At 72.1% G+C, this 19,681-nt stretch carries 17 protein-coding genes; all 17 read right to left on the bottom strand.

The annotated features are described in order from the left end of the window. Positions 1–28 precede the first annotated feature (28 nt). On the bottom strand, positions 29–1,477 hold the full coding sequence (gene pyk, locus ES689_RS04630; protein WP_146900775.1) for a pyruvate kinase: 1,449 nt from the start codon (positions 1,475–1,477) through the stop codon (positions 29–31). A gap of 75 nt (positions 1,478–1,552) precedes the next feature. Further along, positions 1,553–3,010, bottom strand: a complete 1,458-nt coding sequence (locus ES689_RS04625) for a glutamate synthase subunit beta (protein WP_146900772.1) — start codon at positions 3,008–3,010, stop codon at positions 1,553–1,555. After that, positions 3,003–7,583, bottom strand: coding sequence for a glutamate synthase large subunit (gene gltB / locus ES689_RS04620; RefSeq protein WP_146901849.1), 4,581 nt, complete (start codon positions 7,581–7,583; stop codon positions 3,003–3,005). Before gltB ends, ES689_RS04625 begins: the two co-directional genes overlap by 8 nt. Before the next feature lie 238 nt (positions 7,584–7,821). Beyond that, positions 7,822–8,823, bottom strand: coding sequence for a prolipoprotein diacylglyceryl transferase (gene lgt, locus ES689_RS04615; protein WP_223269378.1), 1,002 nt, complete (start codon positions 8,821–8,823; stop codon positions 7,822–7,824). 88 nt (positions 8,824–8,911) lie between these two features. Next, a complete protein-coding gene (trpA, locus tag ES689_RS04610) occupies positions 8,912–9,730 on the bottom strand; it encodes a tryptophan synthase subunit alpha (RefSeq protein ID WP_370512327.1) in 819 nt (272 codons plus the stop codon). Further along, the gene (gene trpB / locus ES689_RS04605; protein WP_146900769.1) at positions 9,727–10,935 is read right to left on the bottom strand and encodes a tryptophan synthase subunit beta; all 1,209 of its coding nucleotides are present in this window, start codon (positions 10,933–10,935) and stop codon (positions 9,727–9,729) included. The genes trpA and trpB overlap by 4 nt, the downstream gene beginning before the upstream one ends. Positions 10,936–10,937: 2 nt before the next feature. Next, complete coding sequence (gene trpC, locus ES689_RS04600; protein ID WP_146900766.1) at positions 10,938–11,711, bottom strand: indole-3-glycerol phosphate synthase TrpC; 774 nt, start codon at positions 11,709–11,711, stop codon at positions 10,938–10,940. Then, complete coding sequence (locus ES689_RS04595; protein ID WP_123547220.1) at positions 11,712–11,960, bottom strand: DUF6704 family protein; 249 nt, start codon at positions 11,958–11,960, stop codon at positions 11,712–11,714. A gap of 47 nt (positions 11,961–12,007) precedes the next feature. Further along, positions 12,008–12,664, bottom strand: coding sequence for a Trp biosynthesis-associated membrane protein (locus ES689_RS04590; RefSeq protein ID WP_146900763.1), 657 nt, complete (start codon positions 12,662–12,664; stop codon positions 12,008–12,010). Then, positions 12,664–14,187 (bottom strand): anthranilate synthase component I, encoded by a 1,524-nt coding sequence (locus ES689_RS04585; protein WP_146900760.1) that lies wholly within the window; start codon positions 14,185–14,187, stop codon positions 12,664–12,666. Before ES689_RS04585 ends, ES689_RS04590 begins: the two co-directional genes overlap by 1 nt. Then, complete coding sequence (gene hisI, locus ES689_RS04580) at positions 14,180–14,626, bottom strand: phosphoribosyl-AMP cyclohydrolase (protein WP_146900757.1); 447 nt, start codon at positions 14,624–14,626, stop codon at positions 14,180–14,182. Before hisI ends, ES689_RS04585 begins: the two co-directional genes overlap by 8 nt. Positions 14,627–14,640: 14 nt before the next feature. Then, a complete protein-coding gene (gene hisF / locus ES689_RS04575) occupies positions 14,641–15,417 on the bottom strand; it encodes an imidazole glycerol phosphate synthase subunit HisF (RefSeq protein ID WP_146900754.1) in 777 nt (258 codons plus the stop codon). 2 nt (positions 15,418–15,419) lie between these two features. Further along, on the bottom strand, positions 15,420–16,259 hold the full coding sequence (gene hisG / locus ES689_RS04570) for an ATP phosphoribosyltransferase (RefSeq protein WP_146900751.1): 840 nt from the start codon (positions 16,257–16,259) through the stop codon (positions 15,420–15,422). A 67-nt stretch (positions 16,260–16,326) separates the two neighbouring features. After that, a complete protein-coding gene (locus tag ES689_RS04565; protein ID WP_123354635.1) occupies positions 16,327–16,590 on the bottom strand; it encodes a phosphoribosyl-ATP diphosphatase in 264 nt (87 codons plus the stop codon). Then, positions 16,587–17,252: a ribulose-phosphate 3-epimerase gene (gene rpe, locus ES689_RS04560; RefSeq protein ID WP_146900748.1), complete on the bottom strand. Its 666-nt coding sequence runs from the start codon at positions 17,250–17,252 to the stop codon at positions 16,587–16,589. The genes ES689_RS04565 and rpe overlap by 4 nt, the downstream gene beginning before the upstream one ends. A gap of 51 nt (positions 17,253–17,303) precedes the next feature. Continuing rightward, positions 17,304–18,665 (bottom strand): RsmB/NOP family class I SAM-dependent RNA methyltransferase, encoded by a 1,362-nt coding sequence (locus tag ES689_RS04555; protein WP_146900745.1) that lies wholly within the window; start codon positions 18,663–18,665, stop codon positions 17,304–17,306. Beyond that, a complete protein-coding gene (locus ES689_RS04550; protein ID WP_146900742.1) occupies positions 18,662–19,669 on the bottom strand; it encodes a methionyl-tRNA formyltransferase in 1,008 nt (335 codons plus the stop codon). The genes ES689_RS04555 and ES689_RS04550 overlap by 4 nt, the downstream gene beginning before the upstream one ends. Between the last annotated feature and the right edge of the window lie 12 nt (positions 19,670–19,681).

The raw sequence follows: 19,681 nt of genomic DNA, 5'->3' as shown, positions 1-19,681 counted from the left end.
GGCGACCCGGCCGGGCCGAGCGTGCGAGCTAGTTCTTGCTGGCGTAGGCCGGCGCGGCTTCGCCGTGGGCGTCGCCCACGCGGTGCACCCGGAGGTCGTTCGTCGACCCCGCGATGCCGGGAGGGGACCCGGCGATCACGATGACCTTCTCGCCCGAGAGGGCGAGCGCGTTGCCGAGCAGGATGTCGTCGACCTGCTCGAACATGGCGTCCGTGTGGGTCACGTTCTCGACCAGGAAGGACTGGACGCCCCAGCTGAGAGCCATGCGGCGACGAGTCGCCTCGTTCGGCGTGAAGGCCAGGATCGGGATCGAGTGACGGAGGCGCGACATGCGACGCACGGAGTCGCCCGACTCGGTGAACACGCACAGGTAGCGCGCCTGGACGAAGTCGGCGACGTCGGCCGCCGCGAGGGTGATCGCGCCGCCCTGCGTGCGCGGCTTCGTGCCGAGCGGGGGGATGCGCTCGAGGCCGTGTTCTTCGGTCGAGGCGACGATGCGTGCCATGGTCTGCACCGTGACGACGGGGTACTCCCCCACGCTCGTCTCGCCGCTGAGCATGACCGCGTCCGCACCGTCCAGCACGGCGTTGGCGACGTCGGACGTCTCGGCGCGCGTGGGGATCGGGCTGGAGATCATCGACTCGAGCATCTGCGTCGCGACGATGACCGGCTTGGCCATGCGGCGGGACAGCTCGACGGCGTGCTTCTGCACGATGGGGACCGCCTCGAGGGGCAGCTCCACGCCGAGGTCGCCACGGGCGACCATGATGCCGTCGAACGCGTCGATGATGGCCTCGAGGTTGTCGACGGCCTGCGGCTTCTCGATCTTGGCAATGACGGGCAGACGGCGCCCCTCCTCCGCCATGATCTCGTGCACCCGCGTGACGTCGTCGGCGTCGCGGACGAACGAGAGCGCGATGAAGTCGGCACCGAGGGCCAGGCCCCAGCGGAGGTCCGCTTCGTCCTTCTCGGACAGGGCGGGGACGCTGACGGCGACGCCGGGCAGGTTGATGCCCTTGTTGTTCGAGACCGTGCCCGCCACGACGACCTCGGTCGTCACTGTGGTGCCGTCGGTCTCGAGCACGCGCAGCTTGACGCGGCCGTCGTCGATCAACAACGGGTCGCCGACGGCGACGTCGCCGGGCAGGCCCTTGAAGGTCGTGCCGCAGATCTCCTTCGTGCCGAGGATGTCGTCGGTCGTGATCTTGAAGACGTCGCCGACCGCGAGGTCGTGCGGACCGTCCGAGAACTTGCCCAGGCGGATCTTCGGGCCCTGCAGGTCGACGAGCACGGCCACGGGACGCTCAGCGTCCGCCGCGGCCTTGCGCACGTTCGCGTAGACGGACTCGTGCACGTCGTAGCTGCCGTGGCTGAGGTTCATCCTGGCCACGTCGACGCCGGCGTCGATGATGGCCCGGATGTCGTCGTAGCTCGACGTCGCCGGCCCGAGGGTGGCGACGATCTTTGCGCGTCTCATGTGTTCCTTACTGTAGGTAGGGGGGTGGGACGGCTGAGGACCCGTCCCACCACCTTATTCCCGACTCGTGCCGGGTCAGACCGAAATGGCGCGATCCGTGGGCTTGACCGGGAACGGCAGGATCGTCTCGCCCTCGAGCCAAGCGTCCACGGCCGAGGCCGCCGCGCGGCCCTCGGCGATCGCCCACACGATGAGCGACTGGCCGCGGCCGGCGTCGCCCGTCACGAACACGCCGGGCTCGGACGTCTGGTAGTCGCCGCCGCGGTCGAGGTTGCCGCGCGAGTCGAAGGGCACCCGCAGCTGCTGCTCGATCGCGTCTCGCTCCGGACCGGTGAAGCCGAGGGCGAGGAGGACGAGGTCGGCGGGGATCTCGCGCTCCGTGCCCGCCTTGGGCACGCGACGACCGTCGAGGTACTCGGTCTCGGCCACGCGGACGGCGCGGACCTCGCCGACCTCGTTGTGGAGGAACTCGACGGTGGAGGCGAGGTACATCCGCTCGCCGCCCTCCTCGTGGGCGCTGGCGACCTCGAACAGCGTCGGGAAGGTGGGCCAGGGCTGAGACTCGGTCCGCTCCTCCGGGGGCTGCTGGCCGATCGCGAGGTTCGTCACGGACAGGGCGCCCTGACGGTGCGCCGTTCCGATGCAGTCGGCACCGGTGTCGCCGCCGCCGAGGACGACGACGTGCTTGCCCTCCGCCGTGATCTGGTCGTCGACCCGGTCGCCGGCGCCGGTGCGGTTCTGCTGCACCAGGTACTCCATGGCGAAGTGGACACCGGAGAGGTCGCGGCCGGGGATGTCGAGGTCACGCGGCACCGTCGAGCCGGTGGCGACCACGACGGCGTCGTAGCGCGCGCGGAGGTCGTCCCAGGCGATGTCGCGGCCGATCTCGACCCCGGCACGGAAGCGCGTGCCCTCGGCCCGCATCTGGGCGAGCCGCTGCTCGATCTGCTTCTTCTCCATCTTGAAGTCGGGGATGCCGTAGCGCAGGAGGCCGCCGATGCGGTCGTCGCGCTCGTAGACGGCGACGGTGTGGCCCGCGCGCGTCAGCTGCTGCGCGGCCGCGAGACCGGCCGGGCCGGACCCGACGACGGCGACGGTCTTGCCCGTGAGGCGCTCGGGCGGATGCGGCGTGACCCAGCCCGACTGGAAGGCCTGGTCGATGATGCTGACCTCGACCTGCTTGATGGTCACCGGCGGCTGGTTGATGCCCAGCACGCAGGATGCCTCGCAGGGCGCAGGGCACAGGCGGCCCGTGAACTCGGGGAAGTTGTTGGTCGCGTGCAGCCGCTCGCTGGCCTGCCGGCCCTCGCCGCGCCACATGAGGTCGTTCCACTCGGGGATGAGGTTGCCGAGGGGGCAGCCCTGGTGGCAGAACGGCACGCCGCAGTCCATGCAGCGGCCCGCCTGCCGGCGGAGCTCGCCGCTCTCCTGCTGCTCGTACACCTCCTTGTAGTCCATCAGACGCACGGACACGGGACGACGCTTCGGAAGCTCGCGCTTCTGGGTCTTCAGGAACCCCTTCGGATCAGCCACCGGTCACCTCCAGGATTCGCTTCCAGGCTTCGTCGCCATCGGGGTCGAGACCCTCGTCGACGGCCGTCTGCCGGGTGGCGAGGACGGCGGCGTAGTCACGCGGCAGGACCTTGACGAACTCGGACGCCGAGGCGTCGACGTCGGCGAGCAGGCGCTCGGCGACGGGCGAGCCCGTCTCGGCGAGGTGCCGCGACAGGAGGTCGGCGAGGATCTCGACGTCGGCGCTGCCGAGCGGGTGCAGCTCGAGCTCGCCGGAGGCCAACGACTCGGCGTTCACGCGCTCGCTGCGGAGGCGGTGCACGTAGGCCGTGCCGCCCGACATGCCCGCGCCGAGGTTGCGGCCCGTGTCGCCGAGGATGACGGCGAGCCCGCCGGTCATGTACTCGAGCGCGTGGTCTCCCACGCCCTCGACGACGGCACTGGCTCCGGAGTTGCGGACCAGGAAGCGCTCGCCGACGATGCCACGGATGAACAGGCTGCCCTGGGTCGCGCCGTAGCCGATCACGTTGCCGGCGATCACGTTGTCCTCGGCGACGAAGGTGCTCTCCCGCGACGGACGCACGACGACGACGCCGCCCGACAGGCCCTTGCCGACGTAGTCGTTGCTGTCGCCCTCGAGGCGGAGCGTGATGCCCGCCGGGAGGAACGCGCCGAGCGACTGCCCGGCGGACCCGGTCAGCGTGACGTCGATGCTGCCCTCGGGGAGGCCGTTCTCGCCGTGGCGCACGGTCACCTCGTGGCCGAGCATGGTGCCGACGGCACGCTCGGTGTTGCGGATGGGCAGCGAGATCGCGACCCGGCCGCCGTTCTCGAGCGCGTCGGCGCTGAGGGCGATCAGCTCGACGTCGAAGTGCGACTCGAGGTCGTGGTCCTGCTGTCGGTGGTTGCGGCGGGGCTCGTCGTCGTCGAACTTCGGCCCCACCAGCACGGGCGAGAGGTCGAGACCCGACGCCTTCCAGTGGTCGAGGGCACGGTCCACGTCGAGGGCGTCTGTGCGGCCGACCGCCTCGTCGAGGCTGCGGAAGCCGAGGGAGGCGAGGATCTCGCGCACCTCCTGCGCCAGGAACTCGAAGAAGTTGACGACGAACTCGGGCTTGCCCGAGAACCGCGCGCGGAGCTCGGGGTTCTGCGTGGCGACGCCGACAGGGCAGGTGTCGAGGTGGCAGACGCGCATCATGATGCAGCCCTCGACGATCAGCGGGGCGGTCGCGAAGCCGAACTCCTCGCCGCCGAGCAGCGCGGCGATCACGACGTCCCGACCGGTCTTCATCTGGCCGTCGACCTGCACGACGACGCGGTCGCGCATGCCGTTGAGCATCAGCGTCTGCTGGGTCTCGGCGAGGCCGATCTCCCACGGCGTGCCGGCGTGCTTGAGCGAGTTGAGGGGGCTGGCGCCCGTGCCGCCGTCGTGGCCCGAGACGAGGACCACGTCGGCGAGGGCCTTCGTCACGCCCGCGGCGACCGCGCCGATCCCTGACTGGCTCACGAGCTTGACGTGCACCCGGGCCGTCGGGTTGGCGCGCTTGACGTCGAAGATGAGCTGCTTCAGGTCTTCGATCGAGTAGATGTCGTGGTGCGGCGGCGGGCTGATCAGGCCGACGCCCGGCGTCGCGTGGCGGGTGCGTGCCACCCACGGGTACACCTTGGTCGGGGGCAGCTGCCCGCCCTCGCCGGGCTTGGCGCCCTGGGCCATCTTGAGCTGGATGTCGGTGGCGTGCGTGAGGTACATGCTCGTCACGCCGAACCGACCCGACGCGACCTGCTTGACCGCGCTGCGGCGCTCGGGGTCGAGCAGTCGGTCGACGTCCTCGCCGCCCTCGCCCGTGTTGGACTTGCCGCCCAGGCGGTTCATGGCGATCGCGAGGGTCTCGTGCGCCTCCTTCGAGATGGAGCCGTAGCTCATCGCGCCGGTCGAGAACCGCTTGACGATCGACTCGATCGGCTCGACCTCGTCGAGCGGCACGGGCTGGCGGAGGCCCTGTCGGAACGAGAAGAGCCCGCGCAGGGTCATCAGGTCCTCCGACTGGTCGTCGACGAGCTTCGTGTACTCGCGGAAGATGTCGTACCGGCGCGTGCGCGTCGCGTGCTGCAGGCGGAAGACGGTGTCGGGGTTGAACAGGTGACGCGGGCCCTCGCGGCGCCACTGGTACTCGCCACCGGTCGCGAGGCGCTCGTGCGCCACCACTGACCCGTCGGTCGGGTACGCGCTGGTGTGGCGCTGCTTGTTCTCGGACGCGACGACGTCGATGCCCACCCCGCCGAGCACGCTCGACGTGCCGGTGAAGTAGGTGTCGACGAACTCCTGGCTGAGGCCGACGGCCTCGAAGGCCTGGGCGGCGGCGTAGCTCGACACGGTCGAGATGCCCATCTTGGACATGATCTTGAGCACGCCCTTGCCGAGCGCCTTGATCAGGTTGTGGACGGCGTCCTCCGGCGAGATGCCGGTGATCATGCCCGACCGGACGAGGTTCTCGCAGGTCTCCATGGCGAGGTACGGGTTGATCGCCGAGGCGCCGTAGCCGATGAGGGTGGCGACGTGGTGCACCTCGCGGACGTCGCCGGCCTCGACGATCAGGCCGACCGACATGCGCTTCTCGGTGCGGATCAGGTGGTGGTGGACCGCGGCGAGCATGAGGAGGGACGGGACGGGCGCGAAGTCCTGGTTCGAGTCGCGGTCGGAGAGCACGATGAACTCGGCCCCGGCCTCGATGGCGTCGTCGACCTCGTTGCACATGGCCGCGATGCGCTTCTCGAGGGCACGGGGGCCCTTGTCGGCGCGGTACAGGCCGCGGATGGTCGAGGTGACACGCGAGCCGGGGCTCGGGTCGATGTGCTGGATCTTTGCGAGCTCGTCGTTGTCGATGACGGGGAAGTCGAGCACGACCTGGCGCGCGTGCTCCGGGGTCGCCGAGAGCAGGTTGCGCTCCGGGCCGAGGCCGAGCGACAACGACGTGACGACCTGCTCGCGGATCGAGTCGAGCGGCGGGTTCGTCACCTGCGCGAACTGCTGCGTGAAGTAGTCGAAGAGGAGGCGCGGGCGCTCGGACAGGACCGCGATGGGCGTGTCGCTGCCCATGGCGCCGAGGGGCTCCGCCCCGGTCTTCGCCATGGGCGTGAGGAGGATCCGCACCTCTTCTTCGGTGTAGCCGAAGGTGCGCTGACGGCGGATGACGGAGGCCGGCGTGTGCACGATGTGCTCGCGCTCGGGCAGCTCGGAGAGGCGGATGCGGCCCTCGGCCAGCCACTCGCCGAAGGGCTCGGACGAGGCGAGGTCGCGCTTGATCTCGTCGTCCTCGATCAGGCGGCCGGCCTCGGTGTCGACGAGGAACATCTTGCCGGGGCGCAGACGGCCCTTGCGGACGATCTTCGCGGGGTCGATGTCGGGCAGCACGCCGATCTCGCTGGCGAGGACGACGAGGCCGTCGTCGGTGACCAGGTAGCGGCCCGGGCGCAGGCCGTTGCGGTCGAGGGTGGCGCCCACGAGGCTGCCGTCGGTGAAGGTGATGGCAGCGGGGCCGTCCCACGCCTCCATGATCATCGAGTGGTACTCGTAGAAGTCGCGCAGGGTCGGGTCGATGTCGACCTGGTTCTCCCATGCCTCGGGGACCATCATCATGATCGCGTGCGGCAGCGAGCGACCGGTGAGGCTGAGGAGCTCGACGACCTCGTCGAACGACGCGGAGTCGCTCGCCCCAGGGCTGACCACGGGGAGCAAGGGCTTCAGGTCGCCAAGCAGCTCAGACTCGAGCTGTGACTGACGGGCCCGCATCCAGTTGCGGTTGCCCCGCACCGTGTTGATCTCGCCGTTGTGCGCGATCATCCGGAACGGCTGCGCGAGCGGCCAGGACGGGAACGTGTTGGTGGAGTACCGGGAGTGCACGACGGCCAGCTTCGAGGCGAAGCGCTCGTCGCTGAGGTCGGGGTAGAAGGGCTCGAGCTGCAGCGTCGTGACCATGCCCTTGTAGACCATGGTGCGGCTGCCGAGCGACGTGAAGTACGCGCCGAGCTTCGACTCGGACCGCTTGCGCAGACGGTAGGCCTGGCGGTCGAGCGCGACGCCCGAGAGGAGCTCGCCGTCGGCCCCGTGACGACGGCTGCGGACGAAGAGCTGCTCGAAGGCCGGCATCGCGCCGCGGGCCAGCGTCCCGAGCTCGTCGGGGCGCACGGGCACCTCGCGCCAGCCGAGCACGTCGAGCTGCTCGAGGTTCGCGATCCGCTCGACGCCGGTCTTCAGCTCAGCCCGCTCCTGCTCGTCGGTGGGCAGGAACGCGATGCCCACGGCGTACTGCCCGGCCTCGGGCAGCTCGAAGTCGACGACGGCGCGGAGGAAGGCGTCGGGGACCTGGCAGAGGATGCCGGCCCCGTCGCCCGTGCCCGCGTCGGAGCCGATGGCGCCGCGGTGCTCGAGGTTGCGGAGGGCCCCGAGTGCGGCGTCGACGATGTCGTGGCCCGGGGTCCCGCGGAGGGTGGCGACCATGGCGAGGCCACAGGCGTCCTTCTCGTTGCGCGGGTCATACAGGCCCGCAGCAGCGGGAACGGTGCTGAACTGCTGGTGAACTGGCGTGAGCGCCATGTGATCCGTCCTCACGGGGAGATCCGATGGGGGTCGGGACGTCGTCGGCCCGTCGTCGAGACGACGCCGCGGAGGCGGCCGTCGTCGGCAGGTGCTGTCCGGGCGGTGGTGGCGGGCCCGGGTGCGGCGCAGCGTGACTTCCCGTGGCTGCTTGTGGCAGCCGTGAGGCGGTGCTCGTCGCGGAGGGTGCTCTTGAGGGAGCGAGGCGGGTCGTGAGTGCTGACCGTGCCCGTCTGGCTCAGGAGCGTGGCGTGGTCTCGGTGTTGTCGTCCGATGATGCCACGGTGACCAACTCGGGTTCGTCGTCGTCCTCCGTGTACGTGTCGCGCGAGTCTACCTCAGCCGCACGATCGGACGGCGCGCGCCCCGGCACGTACGGACCAGGCAGCAGGCCGGTGTGGCGGCGGTTCGCCACGACCCAGATCGCGATGCCGAGGACGATCGCGGCGAAGGAAGCCCAGACGTTGGTGCGGATGCCGAAGAAGAGGAGGCTCGGGTCGGTGCGGATGGACTCGAAGACCGAGCGGCCGATCCCGTACCAGACCAGGTAGAACGCCAGGGCGCGGCCCCACTGCATCGGCGTCTTGCGCTCGATCAGCAGGAGGACGGCCACGCCGGCCAGCATCCAGATGATCTCGTAGAGGAAGGTGGGGTGGAACAGCGTGCCCTCGGGCAGGCCGACCGGGTAGGCGGGGTTGGTCGACTCGATCTCGAGGCCCCAGGGCAGGTCGGTCGGCAGGCCGAACAGCTCGTGGTTGAACCAGTTGCCGAGACGGCCGAAGGCCTGGGCGACGAGCAGCCCGGGCGCGAGCGCGTCGGCGAACACGGAGAAGCGCAGGCCGGAGGCGCGGCAGCCGAGCCAGACGCCGAGGGCGCCGAAGAGCAGGGCACCGTAGATGGCGAGCCCGCCTTCCCAGACGGCGAAGGCCCGCCACCACTCCTGCCCGGCGAAGTAGTCGGCGGGGTGGGTGACGACGTGGAAGAACCGGCCTCCGATTATGCCCAGCGGGACGGCGAAGATGGCGACGTCGATGACGACCCAGCGCTCGGCGCCCCGGTCGGTCAGACGCTTGTTCGTGAGGAGGACCGCCGCGACGATGCCCACGAGGATGCAGATCGCGTACGCGTGGATGCGGAGGGACCCGGGCAGCGCAGCGCCGAACGTCGAGTTGATCCAGCTCGTCAGGTCGAAGTACTGCCAGTCGACGGAGGGGCTCGGGATGCTCAGGGGAACGAACACGTTCGGGGCGCCTTTCAGGGGGGACTACGGGACGACGGCGGGCCGACGCGAGGACGACTCTAGCGCGGGCCGTCGTCGGCGTCGGACGTCAGGGACGGAGGGCGGCGCCGGACGACAGGTCGGCGGCCACCTCGGCGAGGCGGGGCAGCCCGCCGTCGGCGAGGGCCCGGACGAACGCGGAGCCGACGATGGCCCCGTCGGCGTACTCGAGCACTTCGCGGACCTGCTGCGCGGTCGAGATGCCGAGGCCGACACAGGCGTGCTCGACGCCCACGGCGCGCAGCCGGTCGACGAGCGTGTGGGCCGCGGAGTCGACGTCGGTCCGTGCGCCGGTGATGCCCATCGTCGAGACCGTGTAGACGAAGCCGCGGCTCCGCTCGACGGACTGGCGGAGGCGGTCGTCGCTCGAGGACGGAGCGGCGAGGAACACGCGGTCGAGGCCCGTGGCCTCGGAGGCCTCGAGCCAGGCGGCGGCCTCGTCGGGGATGAGGTCGGGCGTGATGAGCCCGGCTCCCCCCGCTGCAGCCAGGTCGTCGGCGAAGCGCCGGACGCCGTACTGCTCGACCGGGTTCCAGTACGTCATGACGACGACCGGGGCCGCGGTGCGCGACGTGATCTCGCGGACGGCGGTGAACACGTCGCGGACCCGGAAGCCCTCGGCCAGGGCCCGCTGCGTCGCCGCCTGGATGACGGGCCCGTCCATGACGGGATCGGAGTAGGGCAGGCCGAGCTCGATGACGTCGACGCCGTTCTCGGCGAGGGTCACCGCGGCCTCGATGCTCGTCGCGAGGTCGGGGAAGCCGACGGGCAGGTAGCCGATGAGGGCGCCGGTGCCGGCGTCGCGACGGGCACGGATGGCCGTCGCGACCTTGCTGCCCGTCTGTGGGGCGGAGGTGATGTCGCTCACAGCTGCTGCGCCTCCTCGTCGAGGACCCCGAAGTAGCGGCTCGCGGTCGCCACGTCTTTGTCGCCCCGGCCGCTCATCGACACCAGGATCGTCCAGTCGGGGTGGCGCTGACCGAGCTTGAGGGTGCCGGCGAGGGCGTGAGCCGTCTCGATGGCCGGCAGGATGCCCTCGGTCTGCGTGAGCAGCTTGAACGCCGCCATGGCCTCGGCGTCGGTCACGGGCTCGTAGTGGGCGCGGCCGCTCTCGGCGAGCCAGGCGTGCTCGGGCCCGACGCTCGGGTAGTCGAGGCCGGCCGAGATGGAGTGGCTCTCGAGGGTCTGGCCGTCCTCGTCTTGCATGAGGTACGACTTCGTGCCCTGGAGGTTGCCGATGCGGCCCAGCGTGATCGAGGCCGCGTGGCGACCCGTCTCGACGCCGTCGCCGCCTGCCTCGTAGCCCCACAGCTCGACCGACGGGTCGTCGAGGAACGCGTGGAAGATCCCCATCGCGTTCGAGCCGCCGCCGACGCAGGCCGTCACGGCGTCGGGCAGCCGGCCCGTGAGGGCGAGCACCTGCTCGCGCGCCTCTTCGCCGATGATCTTGTGGAAATCGCGCACCATCGCGGGGAACGGGTGCGGACCGGCCACCGTGCCGAGCACGTAGTGGGTCGTGTCGACGCTGGCCACCCAGTCGCGCATGGCGTCGTTGATCGCGTCCTTCAGGGTGCGAGAGCCCGTGGTCACCGAGACGACCTCGGCGCCGAGCAGGCGCATCCGCGCCACGTTGAGCGCCTGGCGCTCGGTGTCGACCTGGCCCATGTAGACGACGCAGGACATCCCGAACAGGGCGGCGGCGGTGGCCGTGGCGACCCCGTGCTGGCCGGCCCCGGTCTCGGCGATCAGGCGGGTCTTGCCGAGCTTGCGGGCGAGCAGCGCCTGGCCCAGCACGTTGTTGATCTTGTGCGAGCCGGTGTGGTTCAGGTCTTCGCGCTTGAGGAGGATGCGTGCACCACCGGCGTGCTGGGCGAACCGGGGCACCTCGGTGACGATGGACGGGCGACCCGTGTACGTCGCGTGCAGGGCGGCCAGCTCGGCCTGGAACTCGGGGTCGACGGCGGCGGCCTTGTAGGCGGCGTCGAGCTCGTCGAGCGCCGCGACCAGCGACTCGGGGACGAAGCGCCCGCCGAAGGAGCCGAAGTACGGCCCGGTCTCGTCTCTCAGTGCCACGGTCAGACCTCCAGGAAGCGGGTGAGCGCGTCGACGGGGTCGCCGTGCGTGACGAGGGCCTCGCCCACGAGCACGACGTCGGCGCCGGCGCGACGATAGTGCGCCACGTCGGCGGGCGACATGACGGCGGACTCGGCGACGCGGGTGACGCCGGCGGGGATCGAGTCGGCCAGCCGGCCGAACAGGTCGGGGTCGAGCTCGAAGGTCGAGAGGTCGCGCGCGTTGACGCCGAGCACCTCGGCCCCGGCGTCGAGGCCGCGAGCGACCTCGTCGGCCGAGTGCGTCTCGACGAGGGCGGTCATGCCGAGCTCGCGCACGAGGTCGTGCAGCTCGACGAGACGGGCCTGCTCGAGGCCGGCGACGATCAACAGCACCAGGTCGGCGCCTGCCGCCCGCGCCTCGAAGACCTGGTACGGGTCGGCGATGAAGTCCTTGCGGAGCACGGGCACGTCGACGACGGCGCGCACCGCCTCGAGGTCGGCGAGGCTGCCCTTGAACTTGCGCCCCTCGGTGAGGACGCTGATCGCGCTCGCTCCCCCGGTGGCGTAGGACAGCGCCAGGGAGGCGGGATCCGGGATCGCGTGCAGGTCGCCCCGCGAGGGGCTCGCGCGCTTGACCTCGGCGATGATCTTGACGCCGGCTGCGGGAGCGAGGGCGGCCCGGGCGTCGAGCGCGGGGGCACGGTCGAGCGCGGCGGCCTCGACGGCGGCGAAGGGCAGGGCGTCGCGGCGGGCCCCGGCGTCGGCCAGTGCGCCCGCGTACAGGTCGTCGAGCACCTAGTTGTGCGCCTTCGGCACGTAGCGGTGGCCGCCGACGCCGTAGCCGGCGCGCTTGAGCACGAGACCGACGACCAGGCCGACGAGCAGCAGGGCGGCGGAGGCCCAGACCACCCACACGACGGCGAAGAAGAAGGCGACCGTGCCGATCGAGAAGGCGACCAACATGATCACGACGGCCGTCCAGGCCGCCGGGGAGTTCCCGTGGCCGAGGTCGTCGGCGGTCTCGGTCTCGGCGGCTTTCGTCATCTGCTGGCTCACGGTGCTCCTCGGATCAGTGCGGTACGGGGTCGAGTCTACCGGCTGGGTCGGTCGCCGGGGCCCGGACGGGGACCTGCGTCGTCGATCGGGGCAGCCGGTTCGTCCGGGTCGGTGGGGTCGTCGCCCACCGAGAGGCTGTCCCAGGTCGCGCTCGGGTCGCTCGCCGGGTCGGCCGGCACGAGCCGGGTGGCCGTGTACTTGCGCCCGGCCTGCGGCCAGGCGCCCGAGGTGACGACGATCGCCACGCCGAGCAGGGCGGCGAGCACGCCGACGACGAGCGCGAGCCAGGGCCAGGGGGTGGCCGACGTCGACGAGACGAGCGCGCGCAGGCTGTCCTGGCCGTCGACGCCGGTGGCGTCGGTGACGACGCTGCCGGAGGCGCGGACCGGGTCGGAGAGCGCGGTGCCCGCCGTCACGGCGATGCTGGCTCCGAGCGCGACCTGCAGCAGCCCGAGGACGACCCGGAAGACGCGCCCCGCGATCGTGAGGGCGCCCACGAGGGCCAGGGCGGCCAGGGAGAGCGCGGACACGGGCGACCCGGCGACGTCGCCGGCCGCGGTCAGGTCGAGCTGCCCGCTCTGCGGGGACTCCACGACGACGCCGAACCACGGCTGCGTCCAGGTGAGCAGGCCGACGCCGGCGAGGAGGACCCCGACGAGGATCGTGACGAGCTTGAGCCGCCGGGGCGCCATCAGCGGAGCCTCGTCATGGCGTTGGCCACGGCGACGGCGCGGAGGGGGGCAGCGGCCTTGTTGCGCGCCTCCTGTGCCTCGGCGTCCGGGTCGCTGTCGGCGACGAGGCCGGCACCGGCCTGGACGCGGGCGACGCCGCCCTGCAGGAGGACCGTGCGGATGGCGATCGCGACGTCGGCCGAGCCGGCGAAGTCGAAGTAGCCGACGACGCCTCCGTAGACGCCGCGCTGGGCGGGCTCGAGCTCGTCGATGATCTCGAGGGCGCGCGGCTTCGGCGCGCCCGAGAGCGTACCGGCGGGGAACGTCGCGCGGAAGGCGTCGATGGCGTTCCGGCCCGGGGCGAGATCGCCCTCGACGCTCGAGACGAGGTGCATGATGTGGCTGAAGCGCTCGACCTGCATGAACTCGGTCACCTCGACGGTGCCGGGCGTGCAGACCTTCAGCAGGTCGTTCCGGGCCAGGTCGACGAGCATGAGGTGCTCGGCCCTCTCTTTCTCGTCGCCGAGAAGGCGCTCGGCGTGTGCGCCGTCTTCCTCCGGCGTCGCGCCGCGGGGGGCCGACCCGGCGATGGGGTGGGTGAAGGCGCGCCGTCCGTCGACCTTGACCAGCGCCTCCGGCGACGAGCCGACGATCTGGTAGGGCTCGCCCGTGGCGTCCTCGAGGCTGACGAGGTACATGTACGGGCTCGGGTTGAGGGTGCGCAGCACCCGGTAGACGTCGAGGGCGTCGGCGCTCAGTTCGTGGTCGAAACGCTGCGAGACGACGACCTGGAACACGTCGCCGTCGACGATGAACTGCTTCGAGCGCTCGATCGCCTCGGCGTACTCCGCCCGGGGCGTCCGGTCGACCGGTGAGGGCTGGACGCCCAGGTCGACGTCGGAGAGGTAGGTCTCGCTCGGTGCCGCCAGGCCCGACTGGAGGCGGTCGAGACGGGACTGCGCATCGGCCCAGAGACTGTCCGAGTCGTCGACGCCGTCGTTGAGGACCGTCGCGATCAGCATCACGGCACCGGTGCGGTGGTCGAGCGCGACGAGCTCGGAGACGAAGCTCAGCGCCTGTGACGGGACGGTGAAGTCGGCCGGCGGCACGTCGGGGAGGTGTTCCAGCTCGCGGACCGCCTCCCAGCCGACGAAGCCGACCAGGCCGCCCGTGAGCGGCGGGAGGTCGGGGATGCGCGGCGTGGCCCAGCGCTCGTGCAGTGCGGACAGCACCTCGAGCGGCCGACCGGTCGCGCCGCCGAGGGCACGCTCGGCGTCGAGCCCGTGCGCGAGCCAGCGGACCTCGCCGTCGTGCGTCGTCAGCACGCCGAACGACGAGACGCCGACGAACGACCAGCGCGACCAGATGCCGCCCTGGCCGGCGGACTCGAGGAGGAACGTGCCGGGACGGCCGGCGGCGAGCTTGCGGTAGATGCCCACCGGCGTCTCGCCGTCCGCGAAGAGGTCGCGGACCACGGGGACCACGCGGTGGCCGTCGAGCAGCCCGTCGAAGGCGGCGCGCGTGGTCGACGAGCGCTCAGCCACGGTCGGCCTCCCCTGCGTCGTCCCGGTCGGCACCGTCGGTGCACGCGTCCGTCGAGGAGGCGGTGGCCGGGCTGAGCGGGTCGACGTCGAAGCACGAGTGCGCACCGGTGTGGCACGCGGCGCCGATCTGCTCGACTGTCACGAGCAGGGCGTCGTCGTCGCAGTCGAGGGCGGCCGCGCGGACGAACTGGGCGTGGCCGGAGGTGTCGCCCTTGCGCCAGTACTCCTGCCGGGAGCGCGACCAGAAGGTCACGCGACCCTCGGTCAGGGTGCGGCGCAGCGCCTCCTCGTCCATCCAGCCCATCATCAGCACGTCTCTCGAGCCCGCGTCCTGGATGATCGCGGGCAGGAGGCCGCTCGCGTCGAAGCGGGCGCGCGCCACGACCGGCCCGACGGTCTCGCGGGTGAGGGCCTCGTCGGGCGCTGTCTGGTGGGTCATGGGGACTCCCGGTGTCATCGGACGACGGCGCCGGAGGCCGCCAGCTCGCGCTTCACGTCGCCGACGGTCAGCTCGCGGTTGTGGAACACGGAGGCGGCGAGCACGGCGTCGGCGCCGGCGGCCACGGCGGGGGCGAAGTGCTCGAGAGCACCGGCCCCGCCCGACGCGATGACCGGCACACGGCTGTTCGACCGCATCAGGGCCACCAGCTCGAGGTCGAAGCCCTGTTTCGTGCCGTCGGCGTCGATGCTGTTGACGAGCAGCTCGCCCGCACCGCGCTCGATGGCCTCGCGTGCCCAGGCCACGGCGTCGATGTCGGTCTCGGTGCGGCCGCCGTGGGTCGTCACGACGAAGCCGGAGGGCATGCGCGCAGACCGCTTGACGTCGAGCGAGAGGACGACGCACTGAGCGCCGAAGCGGTCGGCGATCTCGCCGACGAGCGCAGGGCGGGCGATCGCCGCGCTGTTGACGCCGATCTTGTCCGCACCCGCCGCCTGGAGGCGCGCGACGTCGTCGGTGGAGCGGACTCCCCCGCCGACGGTCAGCGGGATGAAGACCTGCTCGGCGGTAGCCCGCACGACGTCGTAGGTGGTCGCCCGGTCGTCGACGGTCGCGGTGACGTCGAGGAACGTGATCTCGTCGGCGCCCTGCTCGTAGTAGGTGCGGGCGAGCTCGACGGGGTCGCCCGCGTCGCGCAGGTCGAGGAAGTTGACGCCCTTGACGACGCGCCCGGCGGCGACGTCGAGGCAGGGGACGACGCGGACCGCGAGGGACGGATCGGCGGCCGTCACGGTCAGAGCCTCGCGGCGTGGATCGGGCTCACGAGGATGGCCCGGGCGCCCAGGTCGTACAGGGCGTCCATCACCTGGTTGGTGTCGCCGCGCGGCACCATCACGCGGACGGCGGCCCAGTCGGCGTCGTGCAGGGGCGCCACCGTCGGCGACTCCATGCCCGGAGTGACGGCGGTCGCCGCGTCGAGGGCCGACACCGGCACGTCGTAGTCCATCATCACGTAGCGTCGCGCGACGAGGACGCCCTGGAGGCGACGGTGCAGGACGTCGATGCCCGCGGCCTGCGCGTCGGAGGCGATCAGGACGGCGGTCGACTGCAGGATGACCGGCCCGAAGACCTCGAGGCCTGCGGCGCGGAGGGTCGTGCCCGTCTCGACGACGTCGGCGATCGCGTCGGCCACGCCGAGCTTGACGGCGCTCTCGACGGCGCCGTCGAGGCCCACGAGCTGGGCCGTGACCCCGGCGTCGCGGAGGAACGCGCCGACGAGGCCGACGTAGCTCGTCGCGACGCGGAGGCCCTCGAGGTCGGCCAGTTCGCGGAAGCGCCCGGCCGGGCCGGCGAAGCGGAAGGTCGAGGAGGCGAAGTCGAGGGGCGCGATCTCGCCGGCGGTCGAGCCGGAGTCGAGCAGCAGGTCGCGGCCGGTGATGCCGACGTCGAGAGCGCCCTGGCCGACGTAGGTAGCGATGTCGCGCGGGCGGAGGTAGAAGAACTCGACGCCGTTGCGCTCGTCGGCCTGGTAGAGCGACTTCGGGTCGCGGCGACCCTGGTAGCCGGCCTCGTGGAGCATCTGGCTGGCGGTCTCGCTGAGGGAGCCCTTGTTGGGCACTGCTACGCGGAGCATGATGGTGAGCTGTCCGTTCTGGGGCCGCGGGTCGGCGGCGTCACGTCGTGAGGTGGTGGGGACGGGCTCAGAGATGTCGCCACACGTCGTCAGGCGTCAGGCCCTTGGCGATCATCAGCACCTGCACGTGGTAGATCAGCTGCGAGATCTCTTCTGCCGTGGCGACGTCGCCCTCGTACTCGGCGGCCATCCACACCTCGGCGGCCTCCTCGACGATCTTCTTGCCGATCTGGTGGACGCCGGCGTCGAGCTCGGCGACGGTTCCGCTGCCCTCGGGACGGTCACGGGCCTTGTCGCTGAGCTCGGAGAACAGCTGGTCGAAGGACTTCACGACGACAAGGCTACCGTCGCCGCGGCCGCCCTCAGCGCGGCGATGCGCTCGGCGGGCTCGCCGCCATAGACGGCGGACCCGGCCACGACCGTGTCGGCACCGTTCTCGACGGCCGTCACGATCGTGTCGAGGCCGATGCCGCCGTCGACCTCGAGCCAGACGTCCAGGCCGGAGGCGCGGACCGCGTCGCGAGCACGAGCCAGCTTGGGCATCGTCTCGGGCATGAACGACTGCCCGCCGAAGCCCGGCTCGACCGTCATGACCAGGATCATGTCCCACTCGTCGAGGCTCTGCAGGTACGGCTCGACGTCGGTTCCCGGCTTGAGGGCGACGGAGGCGCGGGCCCCGTTGCTGCGGATCGCCCGTGCGGTCGCCACGGGGTCGGCAGCCGCCTCGACCGAGAACGTGACCGAGAACGCGCCGAGCTCGGCGTAGCGGGGCGCCCAGCGGTCGGCGTCCTCGACCATGAGGTGGACGTCGAGCGGCACCGGGCTGACCTGCTGGAGTCGCTCGACGACCGGCAGGCCGAGGGTGAGGTTCGGCACGAAGTGCCCGTCCATCACGTCGACGTGGACGAGGTCCGCGTCGGAGATCCGGCCAAGGTCTCGCTCGAGGTTGGCGAAGTCGGCCGAGAGGATGCTGGGGCTGATGCGAACGGACACCGGACGAGCTTACCGGCGACGCGCCTCCTCGGCCCCAGGCGGTCTCCTGCCTCAGTCTCGCTTTTGCACGAGGGCGACGAACATGGCGTCCGTGCCCTGGCGGTGCGGCCAGAGCTGGACGTAGGGCCCGGAGGCGAGGTCGACCTCGCCCACGGCGACACGGGCGACCGCCTCGGGACCGTCGAGCAGCTCGACGTCGTCGCGGCGACGCAGCCCGGACTCGACGATCGCACGCGTCTCGGCGAGGTGCGGCGAGCACGTGACGTAGGCGAGCAGCCCGCCCGGCGCGAGAGCGTCGAGGGCGCTGGCGAAGAGGTCGGCCTGGAGGCGTGTGAGCTCGCCCACGTCTGCGGGCTGCTTGCGCCAGCGAGCCTCGGGTCGACGGCGGAGGGCGCCCAGGCCGGTGCACGGCGCGTCGAGCAGGATGCGCTGGTAGCCGCCGGGCTCGTCGACGCCGAAGCGGACGGCGTCGCCCTCGCGGACGTCGACGTCCCCGGGGACGACCGCGAGGGCCTGGCGCACGAGGCCCGCGCGGGCCGGGACGAGCTCGTTGGCGACGAGCTGCGCTCCGAGCCTGGCTGCCTCGGCGGCCAGCAGGGCAGCCTTGCCGCCGGGGCCTGCGCACATGTCGAGCCAGCGCTCGCCCGGCACGACGTCGTGGTGACGGCTGAGGAGCAGGGCCGCCAGCTGCGAGCCCTCGTCCTGGACGCGGGCGCGACCGGCGCTCACGACGGGTTGCTGCGCGGGGTCTCCCCCGGCGCTGACACGCGCGAGCGGCGAGAGCAGCGCGTCGTCGCCGCCGAGCTCGGACGGCTCGGCGAGCCCCGGCAGGGCGACGAGGCTGACCCTGGGCGGCACGTTGTCCGCGGCGAGCAGGTCGACGAGCTCGTCCTGACGGCCCTCGGCCGCGAGCGATCGGCGCAGGGCGCGGATGACCCACACCGGGTGCGACCACTCGGCGGCGAGCCGGTCGTCGTCGCTGGTCGTCGCGGCGAGCACGCGCTCGCGCCACTCGTCGGGCGTCGACCGGCCGACCGTCCGGAGGACGCCGTTGACGAAGCCGGTGCCGGCGCGGCTCCCGACCTGGCGGGCGAGCTCCACCGACTCGTCGACGGCCGCGTGGGCCGCGACTCGGGTCGACAGCAGCTGGTGCACGCCGAGCCGGAGCACGTCGAGCAGCGCCGGGTCGATCGCGTCGGCCGGGCGCCGGGCGGCGAGGGCGACCACGCGGTCGTAGTAGCCCGACATGCGGAGCGTGCCGTAGGTGAGCTCGGTCGCGAGGGCCGCGTCCTGCGCGTCGAGGCCGGCCCGGGCGATGCGGGCGGGCAGCAGCAGGTTGGCGTAGGCGTCGTCGTCGGCCACGGCGCGCAGCACGTCGAGGGCGACCTGGCGGGCGGGCTGGACTCGGCTCACGTGGGGGCCTCCTCGTCGGTCGTGGCGGGGGTGGTGGCGGTCGTGTGGGTCGCGGTCAGCAGGACGTCGTCGGTCGACGGCAGGCCGCGGCTCCAGTCGGCTCCGGCCATCGGCTTCTTGCCGGGCGGCTGGACGCGGACGAGCTCGAGCGGTGCGCTCCCCGTGCCCACCAGGAGGCGGCGGCCCCGGAGCGAGATCCGCCCCGGTGCGAGCGGCTCCCGGCCCGCCGCGTCGTCGCCGTCGGCTGCGTCGTCGACGTCCGCGGCGCGGAGCTCGAGCACCTTGAGCCGGGCGTCGCCGAGCGGCAGGTGGGCGCCGGGCTCGGGCGTGGTGCCCCGCCAGCGGTCGACCACCTGGGTCGCCGGGAGCGAGAGGTCGAGCGCGCCGTCGTCGAGCACGAGCTTGGGGGCGAGGGTCACCTCGCCGACCTGGACGACCGCCCCGGCCGTGCCCGCGGCGAGCCGGTCGACGACGTCGCCGAGGAGGTCCGCACCGCTCGCGGCGAGCTCGTCGAGCAGGGCGCCGGCGGTCTCCGTGCCGTCGAGGGGACGTTCGAGGGTGCCGAGCAGGTCGCCGGCGTCGAGCTCGGGCACGAGCTGGAACACCACGGCGCCCGTGGTCTCGTCGCCCGCCATCAGCGCTCGCTGCACGGGAGCAGCCCCGCGCCAGCGCGGGAGCAGGGAGAAGTGCAGGTTGACCCAGCCGAGCCGGGGCGCGGAGAGGACGGGCTCGCGGAGCAGGGCACCGAAGGCGACCACGACCCCGAGGTCGGCGTCGAGGGCGGCGATCCGCTCGGCCACGTCCTCGGTGATCCTCCGCGTCTTGACGACCGACAGCCCGAGGCGCTCGGCCTCGAGGGCGACCGGGGTCGCGGTGAGGACACGGCGACGGCCCTGCGGCGTGTCGTCGCGGGTGACGACGGCGACCACCTCGTGCTCGCTCGCGGCGAGGGCGGTCAGGGACGGGACGGCGGCCGACGGGCTGCCGGCGAAGACGAGGCGCAAGGTAATCCTGGA

Origin of the sequence: Frigoribacterium sp. ACAM 257 (assembly GCF_007954365.1) — a bacterium.
GTDB lineage: Bacteria > Actinomycetota > Actinomycetes > Actinomycetales > Microbacteriaceae > Frigoribacterium.
Note: the sequence above shows the minus strand (reverse complement) of the source record. Positions and strands in the feature narration are given on the sequence as shown.

Bases quoted from the DNA above. Each gene is read 5' to 3' on its own strand.
- gltB (WP_146901849.1), bottom strand. From the start codon at position 7,583: ATGGCGCTCACGCCAGTTCACCAGCAGTTCAGCACCGTTCCCGCTGCT.
- hisG (WP_146900751.1), bottom strand. From the start codon at position 16,259: ATGCTCCGCGTAGCAGTGCCCAACAAGGGCTCCCTCAGCGAGACCGCC.
- pyk (WP_146900775.1), bottom strand. From the start codon at position 1,477: ATGAGACGCGCAAAGATCGTCGCCACCCTCGGGCCGGCGACGTCGAGC.
- ES689_RS04590 (WP_146900763.1), bottom strand. From the start codon at position 12,664: ATGGCGCCCCGGCGGCTCAAGCTCGTCACGATCCTCGTCGGGGTCCTC.
- hisI (WP_146900757.1), bottom strand. From the start codon at position 14,626: ATGACCCACCAGACAGCGCCCGACGAGGCCCTCACCCGCGAGACCGTC.
- ES689_RS04595 (WP_123547220.1), bottom strand. From the start codon at position 11,960: ATGACGAAAGCCGCCGAGACCGAGACCGCCGACGACCTCGGCCACGGG.